The organism is Mycolicibacterium vinylchloridicum, from assembly GCF_013404075.1.
In the GTDB taxonomy this organism is placed as follows: domain Bacteria; phylum Actinomycetota; class Actinomycetes; order Mycobacteriales; family Mycobacteriaceae; genus Mycobacterium; species Mycobacterium vinylchloridicum.
Genome location: NZ_JACBJQ010000002.1, coordinates 194,907 through 207,421 on the forward strand (window position 1 = coordinate 194,907; position 12,515 = coordinate 207,421).

Here is a 12,515-nt window from a genome sequence, read left to right on the forward strand (position 1 = left end):
TCAGCTCCGAACCTCCGCGCCGGCGCCAACCGGCTCTTGCAGCTGGGCGCTCTTGAGCAACCTCTCCAACGCTGCTTCGACTTCGGCCTTCCAGCCCAGTCCCTTGTCGAGTTCGAGCCGCAAACGGGGGAAGTACTGGTGCGGGGCGACGACGGTGAACCCCACGTCGATCAGAAAGTCGGCACCGATCATGCACTGGTCGAAGGAGCAGTCCCCCAGCGCTTCGATGGCCTGGCGCATCTCGGGATCAGCGGCATCGACATCGAGTAGTTCGGTGGCGTCGGCGGTGCGGCCGAACGCCTCCAACGCCCGCACACCGCGGCGGACGAGTTCGGTGACCACTTGGCTGATCAAGGAGTGCGTCAGCCCGTCGCTCTGGCCGGGCTCGATGCCCATCGACGTCAGCAGCACTGCGTCCGCACTGACCGGTCCGGTCGGGAAGCGGCCCGCACGCGGTACCGCACGCGGGGGCGCATAGAGCACGTAGCCGAGGCACGGTTCCTCGTCATCGGACTCCGTTCCGTCGGCCGGCGCCTTGGTGGCGACCTGACCGCAGGAGCCCCACTCCAGCATGACCATCGACAGCCACGCTTCCTTCTCGAACTCGGGGTCGGGAAGGTAATCCCCGGCGCTGAGCGTCGCGGGGTCGAGTTCCCAGAACACACACCGGCGGGCATGCTTCGGCAATTGCTCGAACGCCTCGAGCCGCAGCGGCATGATGCGAACGGACACTAGCCTCCCCGGCTTTCACACGGTGCAAACGCGCACAACAGCCCCTCCAGAATAGGAGAGCCGACACCGAACGTGCCAGTGGTGCCCCGGCTACCGGGGTCGCAGCCCCTGACTAGCGAAAAGTGTTGGTGCACTGGGTGATTCCTCGCTCGACGGATTCGGCAGCGAACGCGGGCCGAGGTTGGCGTCACAGTGACGGAACTAGCCGGTATCGCCGCACCTAGATTTTCAGGCTCCAGGCCGGTTCATCATGTCGACAATGCGCTGTAGATCGTCGACGGAGCCAAACTCGACGACGATCTTGCCTTTACGCTTGCCGAGGCTCACCGTCACCCGAGTGTCGAAGGTGCTCGACAGCCGCTCGGCGACATCCTGGAGCCCGGGCATCTGAATCGGCTTGCGGCGGGGGGCCGTCGGCGCCTTGGCCTCCGACCGATTCGCGAGGGTGACCGCCTCCTCGGTGGCCCGCACCGACAACCCCTCCGCGATGATGCGCGCGGCCAGCTCCTCCTGAGCTTCCGGCCCGCCCTCGAGGGACAAGAGTGCCCGCGCATGCCCGGCCGAGAGCACGCCGGCAGCCACCCGCCGCTGTACGGCGATCGGTAACCGCAGCAACCGAATCATGTTGGTGATGACCGGACGTGACCGGCCGATGCGCGCAGCCAGTTCATCGTGGGTGACTTCGAACTCTTCGAGCAGCTGTTGGTAGGCGGCCGCTTCTTCCAACGGGTTCAGCTGAACTCGGTGGATGTTCTCCAGCAGTGCGTCACGCAACAGGTTGTCCTCGGCGGTCTCCCGCACGATCGCCGGGATGGTCGCCAGACCTGCCTCCTGGGCAGCGCGCCAGCGCCGCTCCCCCATCACCAGTTGGTAGCGCGTGGGCGCTCCCGGGGCCGACTTCGGAACCGCGCGCACGACGATCGGCTGCATGAGGCCGAACTCGCGAATGGAGTGCACGAGTTCGGCGAGTGCCTCCTCATCGAAGACCTGGCGCGGCTGCCGCGGATTCGGCTCGATGGCCGAGGGGTCGATCTCCCGGTAGATCGCTCCCACGCCGTCGACGTTCAGCGGGGCTCCTCCGATCACCACGTCGGCCGCCGCGTCACCCAGCCGCGGACCGCCGTCCGCGGGCCCGGTCGGGATCAGCGATGCCAGCCCGCGACCGAGGCCGCCTTTGCTCTTCGATGACATGTGTGCCTCCACTTATGCCGGGGTCGCCCGCTGCGCGAGCTCTTTACTGGCGTCGATATAGCTCATCGCACCGCGTGAGCCGGGATCGTAATCGATGATTGTCATGCTGTAGCCGGGCGCTTCCGACACCTTGACGCTTCGCGGGATCACGGTCCCCAACACTTTGTCACCGAAGAACCGGCGCACCTCGGAGGCGACCTGGTCGGCCAGCTTTGTCCGGCCGTCGTACATCGTGAGGACAACGGTCGACACGGTCAGTTGCGGGTTGAGGTGGGCACGCACCATCTCGATGTTCCTCATCAACTGTGAAACACCCTCGAGCGCGTAGTACTCGCACTGGATCGGGATCAACACCTCGGGCGCCGCGACGAGCGCGTTGATGGTGAGCAGTCCCAGTGACGGCGGGCAGTCGATGAAAACGTAGTCGAAGTCGGAGTCATCGAGTGCGGCCAGCGCGTTGCGCAACCGGTTCTCTCGGGCGACCATGCTGACGAGTTCGATCTCTGCGCCGGCCAGGTCGATCGTCGCCGGCACGCAGAACAGCCGAGGACTGTGTGGGCTCTGCCGAATCGCGGCCTGTAGCGGAATCTCGCCGAGGAGAACTTCGTACGACGACGGCGTGCCGGACTGCCGATCGGCGATCCCGAGTGCGGTGCTGGCATTGCCCTGCGGATCGAGATCGATCACCAAGGTCTTCAGTCCTTGAACCGCGAGGGCGGCGGCGAGGTTCACCGCGGTCGTCGTCTTCCCCACGCCGCCCTTCTGGTTGGCGACCGTGAACACGCGGCGGCGGCCCGGTCGAGGCAGCTGACCGGCGACCGTGTGGAGAACCTGCATCGCGCGTTCAGCCGCGGCGCCGATCGGTGTCTCGAAGTCATCGGGCGTGTTCCATGTTTCACGTGAAACATCGGCGTCCGCGGTCCCGGCAGAATCGGGGTTCAGTGGGACAGTCATGATCCTCTTTTCTCGGACGTTCGCGTGGCCCGTTTCCCGCCTGGCGCTCGCTCCCCCCGCACCGCGATCACCACGGTCACGGGTGGTTCCGAATAGCTCTCGCCACATCTCATCACCCTCACATCGGTTGCGCCTAACGACGCCATGCCGCGCCGCCCCTCGACTACTTCGTCCTCGGCCCGCTCGCCCTTCATGGCAAGCATGCGACCGCCTGGACGAAGCAGTGGGAGGCTCCACCGGGTCAGCTTGTCGAGCGAAGCGACTGCCCGGGAGACGACCACGTCCGCTCCCCCAGCTCGAGAGCGAACATCCGGCTCCTCTGCCCGGCCCCGGACAATCTCCACCGGGAGGCCGAGCGCCGTCACCGTCTCCTCGAGGAACTCGGTCCGGCGGAGCATCGGCTCAATGAGGACAACCTGGACATCGGGGCGGGCGATCGCGATCGGCAAGCCGGGTAGGCCGGCCCCACTCCCGATATCGAGGACCCGCTCGTCCGGTTCGATGAGTTCCGCCACCGCAGCGCTGTTGAGGATGTGCCGCTCCCACAACCGGTCTACTTCGCGTGGACCGATCAATCCCCGCTCGACACCCGGGCCGGCGAGTAGATCCGCGTAGCGCTGAGCCAGGCTGACCCGGTCTCCGAAAACGACTTCGGCGGCCGTCGGAGGTGGGGGCGCAACGCCATGTTTCACGTGAAACATCCTCCGGTCTTCTCGGCCGCCGAAGCTAGAACTACATCGATGTAACTTCAGCCCTTCAGGACGACGACGCGGCGTGAGGGCTCCACACCCTCACTCTCGCTGTGCACGCCTTCGACACCCGCAACGGCGTCGTGCACGATCTTGCGCTCGAACGGCGTCATCGGTGCCAACTCTTCACGATCGCCAGTCTCGAGCACGCGGTGGGCCACCTTTTCACCCAGCGCGCTCAGTTCCTCGCGACGACGACGCCGCCAGTTCGCGATGTCCAGCATCAGCCGACTGCGCTCCCCCGTCTTCTGGTGCACGGCCAGCCGGGTCAGCTCCTGCAACGCGTCGAGGACCTCGCCCTTACGTCCGACCAACTTCGACAGGTCCTCGCCACCGTCGATGCTCACGATCGCGCGGTTGCCCTCGACGTCGAGATCGATGTCGCCATCGAAGTCCAACAGGTCGAGCAGCTCCTCCAGGTAGTCGCCGGCGATCTCGCCCTCGGCGACGAGGCGCTCCTCCAAGTCGTCACCCTTTTCCGACTGGCCGTCCACGCCCTCACGGACCTCTACGTCAGATTCCGTCACGTCGGTGATATCTGCTTCCGCCATGTGTCTCTCCCTCTTTCGCCGGAGCGATCTCCGGTCAACGCCTACGTTTCTTGGGCCGCGCTCCCGGGCGCGGTGTGCGGTTCGCCGTGCCGCCATCGGCTGGCTTCTCCGACCCCGAATCGGAACCGGTGTCCGCGTCGGCAATAACCGCGTCGTCCTCGTCGGCAGCCGACGACCCGTTGGTGGCCGGCGCGGCAGTCTTCTTCGGCTTGGTCGGCTTGGCGCCCGGCGCCGGTGCGTTCGCCGCACGGCGAGCCAGCGCCTCCTCCTTCTTCGCCTCTTCTTCCTTCTCGATCTTGCCGAACACGTAGTGCTGCTGACCGAAGGTCCAGATGTTGTTGGCAAGCCAGTACATGATGATCGCGAGCGGCAGGAACGGTCCACCAACCACCACGCCGAGCGGGAAGACGTACAGCGCGAGCTTGTTCATCATCGCGGTCTGCGGGTTGGCTGCGGCCTCTGGGCTCTGGCGCGCGACCGACGCGCGGCTGTTGAAGTAGGTCGCGATGCCGGCCAGGATCATGATCGGCACGCCGACCGCGATGACGGCGCCGCGGTTGAATTCGGTGAACGCGTCGAGCCCGTGTTGCTGGATCATGGTCGCGCCCAGTGGCGCTCCAAACAGGTGGGCGTCGAGGAAGTTCGCCACATCGGTCGGACTGAAGAAGTAGTTGCCGGTGGCGCGGTTCTGCTCGACACTCAGCTGGATCTGACCGAAGCCGCCCTGCGTCCGGTTGAACGACCGCAGCACGTGGAACAGCCCGAGGAACACCGGGATCTGCGCCAGCATCGGCAGACAGCCGAGGATCGGGTTGAACCCGTGCTCGCGCTGAAGCTTCTGCATCTCCAGCGCCATCCGCTGGCGGTCCTTGCCGTACTTCTTCTGCAGCGCCTTGATCTGTGGCTGCAGCTCCTGCATCTGCCGGGTGGTCCGGATCTGGCGGACGAACGGCTTGTAGAGCAGTGCGCGGAGGCTGAACACCAGGAACATCACCGACAGCGCCCAGGCGAAGAAATTACTCGGGCCGAGGAACGACGCGAACAGCTTGTACCAGAGCCACATGATCCCCGACACCGGGTAGTAGATGACGTCCAGGCTGAACCAGTTAAACATTCATGCTCCTGCTGTCGTATTCGACATCGGCCCCGGGCGCCTGCGGGCACCGCTCAGGTATTGGATCCCATCCTCCCCGATGCCACGGTCCGCACTTCCCCAGCCGGATCAGGGTGAGCCAACTCCCCCGGATCAACCCGTACTCGGTCAACGCATCCACGGCGTACTGACTACACGTCGGGGTGAACCGGCACGTCGGCAATCGCAGTGGCGAGATGGTGTGGCGATAGAGCTCGATGAGGAAGACCAGCGCCCGGACCGGAAGGTGGGTCACCGAGCCTTCTCCATCAAATCGTGGGCGCGACGAACGCCGGTTCGCAGCTGCTGTTCGAGCCGGGCCGAAACCGCGTGCCGACTGGTGGGCAACGCACGGATCACCACCCGGTCGGCAGAAGTGAGTTCCGGGAGGACCGCCCTGGCCACATGCCGAAGCCGTCGGGACACCTGATGCCGTTGCACGGCGTTGCCGACGGATTTGGCGACGACCAGACCGATCCGGGGGCCACCGTCGGACTCACGCCGCGCGTGCACGACGATGTCCGGCTGCGCCGCTCGCACCCCGTGCTTGATGGTGGCGCCGAACTCCGCAGACCGTGTCATCCGGAACTGAGCCGGGAGCACGCCGCCTGATCTCGTGGATCAGGCAGTCAGTGAACGGCGCCCCTTGCGGCGCCGGCCCGTCACGATCGCGCGCCCGGCACGGGTGCGCATACGCAGACGGAAGCCATGAACCCGCGCCCGGCGCCGGTTGTTCGGCTGGAAGGTCCGCTTGCCCTTGGCCACGGCTATATCTCCTCGTCGTATGGCGGTCGCCGTCCGGTGTACACGCTTGCGTGTGTACCCAGACGAGCGCGACTGCCGTTGGTAAGCTCTGGTCTCGCTCGAAACCGGCGCGGTCCCGAATCCCGGTCGCAGCCGTATCGCCACGTACGGGCGACTGTTCGAGGGTACTGACCTCACTTCCCCTGGTCAAACCGCCTTGTCGTGCGCTCGATCACCGCCCGGATCACGCCGGTTCCAGGACAACCAAGACACAGCCGTCACAACCGTCACCGTCGGCTCCCGCGCCGTTATACCAACGTGATCGGAATGTTGCAGAACGGTTGGCACCCGCCCGGAAAACTGTTAGCTTCTGCCAAAGCCGCTTCAGTACCGGGCGGCGCGCCAATCAACTAGCGGGGGCACAGGCCGGCGGAAGTCCAGACGACACCGATTGCTCGGATTAACTGCCGGCCCGAGTTCCTGCGCCGATAAGCTGCAAGACGAGGACGACTGTCCTGTCCACACCTGTGGATAACTATGTGGACAGATCTGTCGTCGTCTTCTTTGCTTTTTGGAATTTGCCCGATCGGACCAGGGGGATCTGTCGTTGACCGAAGATCCCGGTTCAGCGTTCGCCACGGTGTGGAGCTCGGTGGTCGCCGAGCTGAACGGCGACGGAACTGCGGACTCACGCCTCAGTAATGGCACTGGCGGCGATGCACCGCTGACTCCGCAACAACGCGCCTGGCTCAAACTGGTCCAGCCGCTCACCATCGCCGAGGGTTTCGCCCTGCTGTCGGTGCCGAGCAGTTTCGTCCAGAATGAGATCGAACGGCACCTGCGGACCCAGATCGTCGACGCCCTCAGCCGCCGGCTCGGGCAGCGGGTCGAACTCGGTGTACGGATCGCCCCGCCCGATCTGGAAGCAGAAGAGGACATCGCGGCCCCGGAGGTGCCGGCTGTCGACGCCGACCTGGACGAGGTCGACGAGGACCGCGAAGCGTTGGCCAGTGCGCACGAAACCTGGCCGAGCTATTTCATCGAACGTCCGCGCAGCAACCCGTCCGCTGAGGCGCCGGGCATCAGTCTCAATCGGCGCTACACCTTTGACACCTTCGTCATCGGCGCGTCCAACCGGTTCGCGCACGCCGCCGCACTCGCGATCGCCGAAGCGCCGGCGCGTGCCTACAACCCGTTGTTCATCTGGGGCGAATCCGGTCTGGGTAAGACCCACCTGCTCCACGCGGCCGGCAATTACGCCCAGCGGCTGTTCCCCGGGATGCGGGTGAAGTACGTCTCGACCGAAGAGTTCACCAACGACTTCATCAACTCGCTGCGCGACGACCGCAAGGTGGCGTTCAAGCGCAGCTACCGCGACATCGACGTGCTGCTGGTCGACGACATCCAGTTCATCGAAGGCAAAGAAGGTATCCAGGAAGAGTTCTTCCATACCTTCAACACGTTGCACAACGCCAACAAGCAGATCGTCATCTCCTCCGACCGGCCGCCGAAACAGCTGGCGACACTTGAAGACCGGTTGCGCACCAGGTTCGAATGGGGATTGATCACCGACGTACAGCCGCCGGAGTTGGAGACGCGCATCGCCATCCTTCGTAAGAAGGCTCAGATGGAGCGCCTCGATGTTCCCGACGATGTTCTGGAACTCATCGCCAGCAGTATCGAGCGCAATATCCGCGAGCTCGAGGGCGCGCTGATCCGCGTCACCGCCTTCGCCTCGCTGAACAAGACTCCGATCGACAAAGCGCTCGCCGAGATCGTGCTGCGGGATCTCATCGCCGACGCCGGCACCATGCAGATCAGCACCGCGGCCATCATGGCCGCCACCGCCGAGTACTTCGACACCACCGTCGAGGAACTGCGAGGGCCCGGAAAAACCCGCGCACTGGCCCAGTCCCGGCAGATCGCCATGTATCTGTGCCGCGAGCTCACTGATCTGTCGCTGCCCAAGATCGGGCAGGCGTTCGGCCGTGACCACACCACAGTCATGTACGCCGAGAAGAAGATTCGTGGCGAAATGGCCCATCGGCGTGAGGTCTTCGATCACGTCAAGGAGCTCACGACCCGGATCCGCCAGCGTTCCAAGCGCTGAAATCCCACTTTTTCGGTCATCTCCCCAAAAAAACTTTGGTCACTGTCGTACCAGTGGTCACACTCCCGGCTTGTGCACACCGTTGTGGACAACACCGGCCAACTCCGCCGAAGTACCCGAATGACAAACAACAACTCGCGGCTGTGCACACGCGCCCTGTGATTCGCCGACAGTCATACACAACTGATGCACATGCCGTCACCGCACCGGAGCAGGCGATCGACCGGTCGGTGCACAGGTTGCACAGGCCCTATTACTGTTGCCGTTATCTCTCTTCCATTTCTTCTTTGAAGACAGCATTGGGGAGCAGCCGGTTCACAGGACGTCAGGCTCGGTGTCGCGGTGCTGTTGTCACCCCGATCGATTAGCTTTCAAGATGGCGCCCGACGCTCTACGGTTGTTCTTCTGACTGCCGTTCTGCGGCTGTCGCTCACAGATCACGCCGGCCCGTGCTGTACCCACGGGGTGGACGCTGGTCGGAGTTATTGGGTGATGAAGGGACTGTGTGCACGTGGCAACTACGACGGTTGGCTCCGACTTGAAGTTCCGCCTGGTGCGGGAGGACTTCGCCGATGCGGTGGCCTGGGTTGCTCGTAATCTGCCGACTCGCCCGACCGTGCCGGTGCTGGCCGGCGTGTTGCTCACCGGCTCTGATGAAGGTTTGACCATCTCCGGCTTCGATTACGAAGTCTCGGCCGAAGTGCGTGTCCCTGCTGAAATAGCCTCTCCGGGAAGCGTTTTGGTGTCCGGACGGCTGTTGTCCGATATCACCAGGGCGCTTCCCGCCAAGCCGGTCGATGTCAGCGTCGAGGGCACCCGGGTGGCGCTGACGTGCGGAAGCGCCCGATTCTCGCTGCCGACCATGGCGGTCGAGGATTATCCGGCGTTGCCGGAGTTGCCCGAGGAAACCGGTGTCATCTCGGCCGACCTGTTCGGCGAGGCCATCGGCCAGGTCGCCGTGGCAGCCGGACGTGATGACACCTTGCCGATGCTGACCGGGATTCGGGTGGAGATTTCCGGTGAGACAGTGGTTTTGGCGGCCACCGACCGGTTCCGGTTGGCGGTGCGTGAGCTGACGTGGTCCACGTCATCGCCGAGCCTGGAAGCCGCGGTGCTGGTGCCGGCCAAAACCTTGGCCGAAGCCGCGAAGGCCGGCACGTCCGGTGCCGAGGTGCACCTGGCGCTCGGCGCCGGATCGGCGGTCGGTAAAGAGGGCTTGCTCGGTATCCGCAGCGGCGGCAAGCGCAGCACCACGCGCCTGCTCGACGCGGAGTTTCCGAAATTCCGTCAGCTGCTGCCCGCCGAGCACACGGCCGTGGCGACCATGGGCGTGGCCGAACTGACCGATGCGATCAAACGTGTGGCGCTTGTCGCCGATCGTGGTGCCCAGGTGCGGATGGAGTTCGGTGACGGGGCGCTGAAACTGTCGGCAGGTGCCGACGATGTCGGCCGCGCCGAGGAAGACCTGCCGGTCGAATTCGCCGGCGAACCGCTGACGATCGCCTTCAATCCCACGTATCTGACCGATGGCCTCGGCTCGCTGCATTCCGATCGCGTGACGTTCGGTTTCACCACCCCGAGCCGGCCCGCGGTGCTGCGGCCGGCCAATGGCGAAGAACAGGTAGAAGGCACCGGGCCGTTCCCTGCCGTTCAGACCGACTACGTATATCTGTTGATGCCGGTCCGGCTACCCGGTTGATCCGGACCGCAGACCTAGAGAGGCACACATGCAGTTGGGTTTGGTCGGTCTTGGAAAAATGGGCTTCAACATGCGCGAACGGCTGCGCCAGGGTGATCATGACGTCGTCGGGTATGACCCCAGACCAGAGGTCACCGACGTACCCAGCCTGGCCGGCCTGGCCGAGGCGCTGAGCGCTCCCCGCGTGGTGTGGGTCATGGTGCCCTCCGGCCCGATCACCGACGACACGATCACCGAGCTGGCCGAGGTGCTCAGTCCCGGTGATCTGGTGGTCGACGGTGGTAACTCGAAGTACACCGAAGACGGTAAGCACGCCGAAATGCTTGCTGCAAAAGGGATTTCATTTGTCGACGCGGGTGTCTCCGGCGGAATCTGGGGCCTGACGGAGGGCTATGGCCTGATGGTCGGCGGTAGCGACGAGGACGTCGCCCGGGTGATGCCGATCTTCGAGACGCTGCGTCCCGCCGGTGATCTGGCCGACGGTTTCGTCCACGCGGGCCCGGTCGGTGCCGGCCATTACGCCAAGATGGTGCACAACGGCATCGAGTACGGACTGATGATGGCCTACGCTGAAGGCTACGAATTGCTCGCCGCCGAACCTCTGATCAAGGACACCCAGGCCGTCATCCAGGCGTGGACCAACGGCACCGTGGTGCGGTCGTGGCTACAGCAGCTGTTGGCCAAGGCGTTGGCCGAAGACCCGTCCTTCGACGCGATCTCGGGTTACACCGAGGACTCCGGAGAGGGTCGCTGGACCGTCGAGGAGGCGATTCGCCACCGGGTTCCGATGCCGGTGATCGCCGCGTCGTTGTTCGCGAGGTTCGCTTCGCGGCAAGAAGATTCGCCGACGATGAAAGCCGTCTCGGCATTGCGCAACCAGTTTGGTGGACACGCCGTCAAGCGGGTTTCGGTGTCTGGATAACGAGGCTCGATGTACGTTCGGCACTTGGCGCTACGCGACTTTCGGTCGTGGCAACACGTCGAACTCGAGTTGGCCCCGGGCCGGACGGTCTTCGTCGGACAGAACGGCTTCGGCAAAACGAATCTTGTTGAGGCGCTGTGGTATTGCGCGACGCTCGGGTCGCACCGGGTGGCTACCGATGCCCCGCTGATCCGAGCCGGTGCCGAGCGTGCCGTGATCTCGACGATCGTGGTCAATGAGGGACGCGAGCTCGCGGTCGATATCGAGATCGCGGCGGGACGAGCCAACAAGGCGCGGCTGAACCGGTCTCCGGTCCGCAGTACCCGGGAGGTGCTCGGCGCGGTGCGCGCGGTGCTGTTCGCACCCGAGGACCTTGCGCTGGTGCGTGGCGATCCAGGGGAACGGCGCCGGTATCTCGATGAGCTGGCGTCGGTGCGCAGGCCCCGAGTCGCCGCGATTCGTGCGGACTACGAAAAGGTGCTCAAGCAACGCACTGCTCTATTGAAATCTGCTGCCGGAGCACGGTTTCGGGGTGATGTCGGTGTACTCGAGACCCTCGACGTGTGGGACGGTCACCTGGCCGCGCACGGCGCGGAGTTGATGGCCGCCCGCATCGAACTCACCAATCTGCTGGCTCCGGAAGTGGAGAAGGCATATCAATTGCTAGCGCCCGCATCGAGGCCGGCGGCGATTGCCTACCGCAGTAGCGTCGACCTGGGCGCCGACGCCGGCCAGGACGTCGAGTATCTGGAGGCAGCGCTGCTGGCGGGACTGGCCGCGCGGCGGTCCGCGGAACTGGAACGGGGCGTGTGCCTGGTCGGGCCGCATCGCGATGATGTGGAATTGAGGCTCGGTGACCAGCCGGCCAAGGGGTTCGCCAGTCACGGCGAATCATGGTCCATGGCACTGGCATTGCGGTTGGCGTCCTATGAACTGTTACGTACCGAGGGCAGTGAGCCGGTGTTGATCCTCGACGACGTGTTCGCCGAATTGGACAACGCTCGCCGCCGAGCGCTGGCCGGTGTGGCCGCCGATGCCGAGCAGGTGCTGATCACCGCCGCGGTCGCAGAGGACATCCCGACAGACTGGGATGCCACCCGGATCGGGATTACGCTGCGTGATGACGACAACGGCCGGATGTCGGAGGTGACCTCATGACCGACCCCCAGGACGAAGACGTCGAACCGACCGGGCCACCGGAACACCTGGCCGGTCTGACCGGAATGGACCTGGTCCGTCGCACCCTTGAAGAAGCCCGCGGTGCGGCGCGCAGTCAGGGTAAAGAAGTAGGCCGGGGCCGTCGCTCCCCCGGCGCGCGCCACGGTGCGGATCGGGGCAGCCGCCGCACCTGGTCTGGGCCGGGCCCGGATCGTCGCGACCCCCAGACCTTCGGGACCGCCGCCAACGACCTGGCCAAGTCCCGCGGCTGGACGAGCAAGGTTGCCGAGGGTGCGGTGTTCGCGCAGTGGGCGACGGTGGTCGGCGAGCAGATCGCCGAACATGCCGAGCCGACCGCCCTGCGGGATGGCGTGCTGAGTGTGGCGGCCGAATCGACGGCCTGGGCGACCCAACTGCGGATGGTTCAGTCGCAACTGCTGGCCAAGATCGCCGCCGCGGTCGGTGACGGCGTCGTGAAGTCGTTGAGGATCACCGGGCCGGTGGCACCGTCGTGGCGCAAGGGTCCACTACATATCTCTGGGCGGGGCCCGCGCGACACCTACGGCTGAGGCC

At 65.1% G+C, this 12,515-nt stretch carries 14 protein-coding genes; 5 read left to right on the plus strand and 9 right to left on the minus strand.

Features of this window, described 5'->3' with window-relative positions; genetic code table 11:
- The 9 genes from HPC46_RS02815 to rpmH form a co-directional block, all read right to left on the minus strand.
- A complete protein-coding gene (locus HPC46_RS02815) occupies positions 1-732 on the minus strand; it encodes an acetyltransferase (protein ID WP_179466687.1) in 732 nt (243 codons plus the stop codon).
- A gap of 228 nt (positions 733-960) precedes the next feature.
- Positions 961-1,923, minus strand: a complete 963-nt coding sequence (locus tag HPC46_RS02820) for a ParB/RepB/Spo0J family partition protein (RefSeq protein ID WP_179466688.1) — start codon at positions 1,921-1,923, stop codon at positions 961-963.
- A 12-nt stretch (positions 1,924-1,935) separates the two neighbouring features.
- Positions 1,936-2,985: a ParA family protein gene (locus HPC46_RS02825; RefSeq protein ID WP_407665459.1), complete on the minus strand. Its 1,050-nt coding sequence runs from the start codon at positions 2,983-2,985 to the stop codon at positions 1,936-1,938.
- Positions 2,874-3,578 (minus strand): 16S rRNA (guanine(527)-N(7))-methyltransferase RsmG, encoded by a 705-nt coding sequence (gene rsmG, locus HPC46_RS02830; RefSeq protein WP_179466689.1) that lies wholly within the window; start codon positions 3,576-3,578, stop codon positions 2,874-2,876. The genes HPC46_RS02825 and rsmG overlap by 112 nt, the downstream gene beginning before the upstream one ends.
- Positions 3,579-3,625: 47 nt before the next feature.
- Positions 3,626-4,177 carry a Jag family protein gene (locus HPC46_RS02835; protein WP_179466690.1) on the minus strand — a complete coding sequence of 184 codons (552 nt, stop codon included), beginning with the start codon at positions 4,175-4,177 and terminating at the stop codon, positions 3,626-3,628.
- 34 nt (positions 4,178-4,211) lie between these two features.
- The gene (gene yidC, locus HPC46_RS02840) at positions 4,212-5,291 is read right to left on the minus strand and encodes a membrane protein insertase YidC (RefSeq protein ID WP_179466691.1); all 1,080 of its coding nucleotides are present in this window, start codon (positions 5,289-5,291) and stop codon (positions 4,212-4,214) included.
- On the minus strand, positions 5,284-5,565 hold the full coding sequence (yidD, locus tag HPC46_RS34690; RefSeq protein WP_005142254.1) for a membrane protein insertion efficiency factor YidD: 282 nt from the start codon (positions 5,563-5,565) through the stop codon (positions 5,284-5,286). Before yidD ends, yidC begins: the two co-directional genes overlap by 8 nt.
- Complete coding sequence (gene rnpA, locus HPC46_RS34695; protein ID WP_325096547.1) at positions 5,562-5,912, minus strand: ribonuclease P protein component; 351 nt, start codon at positions 5,910-5,912, stop codon at positions 5,562-5,564. Before rnpA ends, yidD begins: the two co-directional genes overlap by 4 nt.
- Before the next feature lie 18 nt (positions 5,913-5,930).
- Positions 5,931-6,074: a 50S ribosomal protein L34 gene (gene rpmH, locus HPC46_RS02850; RefSeq protein ID WP_005142265.1), complete on the minus strand. Its 144-nt coding sequence runs from the start codon at positions 6,072-6,074 to the stop codon at positions 5,931-5,933.
- A gap of 586 nt (positions 6,075-6,660) precedes the next feature.
- Here rpmH and dnaA point away from each other — a divergent pair.
- The 5 genes from dnaA (at position 6,661) to HPC46_RS02875 (ending at position 12,511) form a co-directional block, all read left to right on the plus strand.
- A complete protein-coding gene (dnaA, locus tag HPC46_RS02855) occupies positions 6,661-8,163 on the plus strand; it encodes a chromosomal replication initiator protein DnaA (protein WP_179466692.1) in 1,503 nt (500 codons plus the stop codon).
- Positions 8,164-8,674: 511 nt separating this feature from the next.
- On the plus strand, positions 8,675-9,862 hold the full coding sequence (dnaN, locus tag HPC46_RS02860; protein ID WP_179466693.1) for a DNA polymerase III subunit beta: 1,188 nt from the start codon (positions 8,675-8,677) through the stop codon (positions 9,860-9,862).
- Positions 9,863-9,890: 28 nt separating this feature from the next.
- The gene (gnd, locus tag HPC46_RS02865; RefSeq protein WP_179466694.1) at positions 9,891-10,784 is read left to right on the plus strand and encodes a phosphogluconate dehydrogenase (NAD(+)-dependent, decarboxylating); all 894 of its coding nucleotides are present in this window, start codon (positions 9,891-9,893) and stop codon (positions 10,782-10,784) included.
- Between the two features lie 9 nt (positions 10,785-10,793).
- A complete protein-coding gene (gene recF, locus HPC46_RS02870) occupies positions 10,794-11,942 on the plus strand; it encodes a DNA replication/repair protein RecF (protein WP_179466695.1) in 1,149 nt (382 codons plus the stop codon).
- A complete protein-coding gene (locus HPC46_RS02875) occupies positions 11,939-12,511 on the plus strand; it encodes a DUF721 family protein (RefSeq protein WP_179466696.1) in 573 nt (190 codons plus the stop codon). Before recF ends, HPC46_RS02875 begins: the two co-directional genes overlap by 4 nt.
- Positions 12,512-12,515: the final 4 nt, after the last annotated feature.

Coding starts and splice junctions, on each gene's coding strand:
- HPC46_RS02820 (WP_179466688.1), bottom strand. CDS start 1,923: ATGTCATCGAAGAGCAAAGGCGGCCTCGGTCGCGGGCTGGCATCGCTG.
- HPC46_RS02825 (WP_407665459.1), bottom strand. CDS start 2,985: ATGTGGCGAGAGCTATTCGGAACCACCCGTGACCGTGGTGATCGCGGT.
- rsmG (WP_179466689.1), bottom strand. CDS start 3,578: ATGTTTCACGTGAAACATGGCGTTGCGCCCCCACCTCCGACGGCCGCC.
- HPC46_RS02835 (WP_179466690.1), bottom strand. CDS start 4,177: ATGGCGGAAGCAGATATCACCGACGTGACGGAATCTGACGTAGAGGTC.
- yidC (WP_179466691.1), bottom strand. CDS start 5,291: ATGTTTAACTGGTTCAGCCTGGACGTCATCTACTACCCGGTGTCGGGG.
- gnd (WP_179466694.1), top strand. CDS start 9,891: ATGCAGTTGGGTTTGGTCGGTCTTGGAAAAATGGGCTTCAACATGCGC.
- recF (WP_179466695.1), top strand. CDS start 10,794: ATGTACGTTCGGCACTTGGCGCTACGCGACTTTCGGTCGTGGCAACAC.
- HPC46_RS02875 (WP_179466696.1), top strand. CDS start 11,939: ATGACCGACCCCCAGGACGAAGACGTCGAACCGACCGGGCCACCGGAA.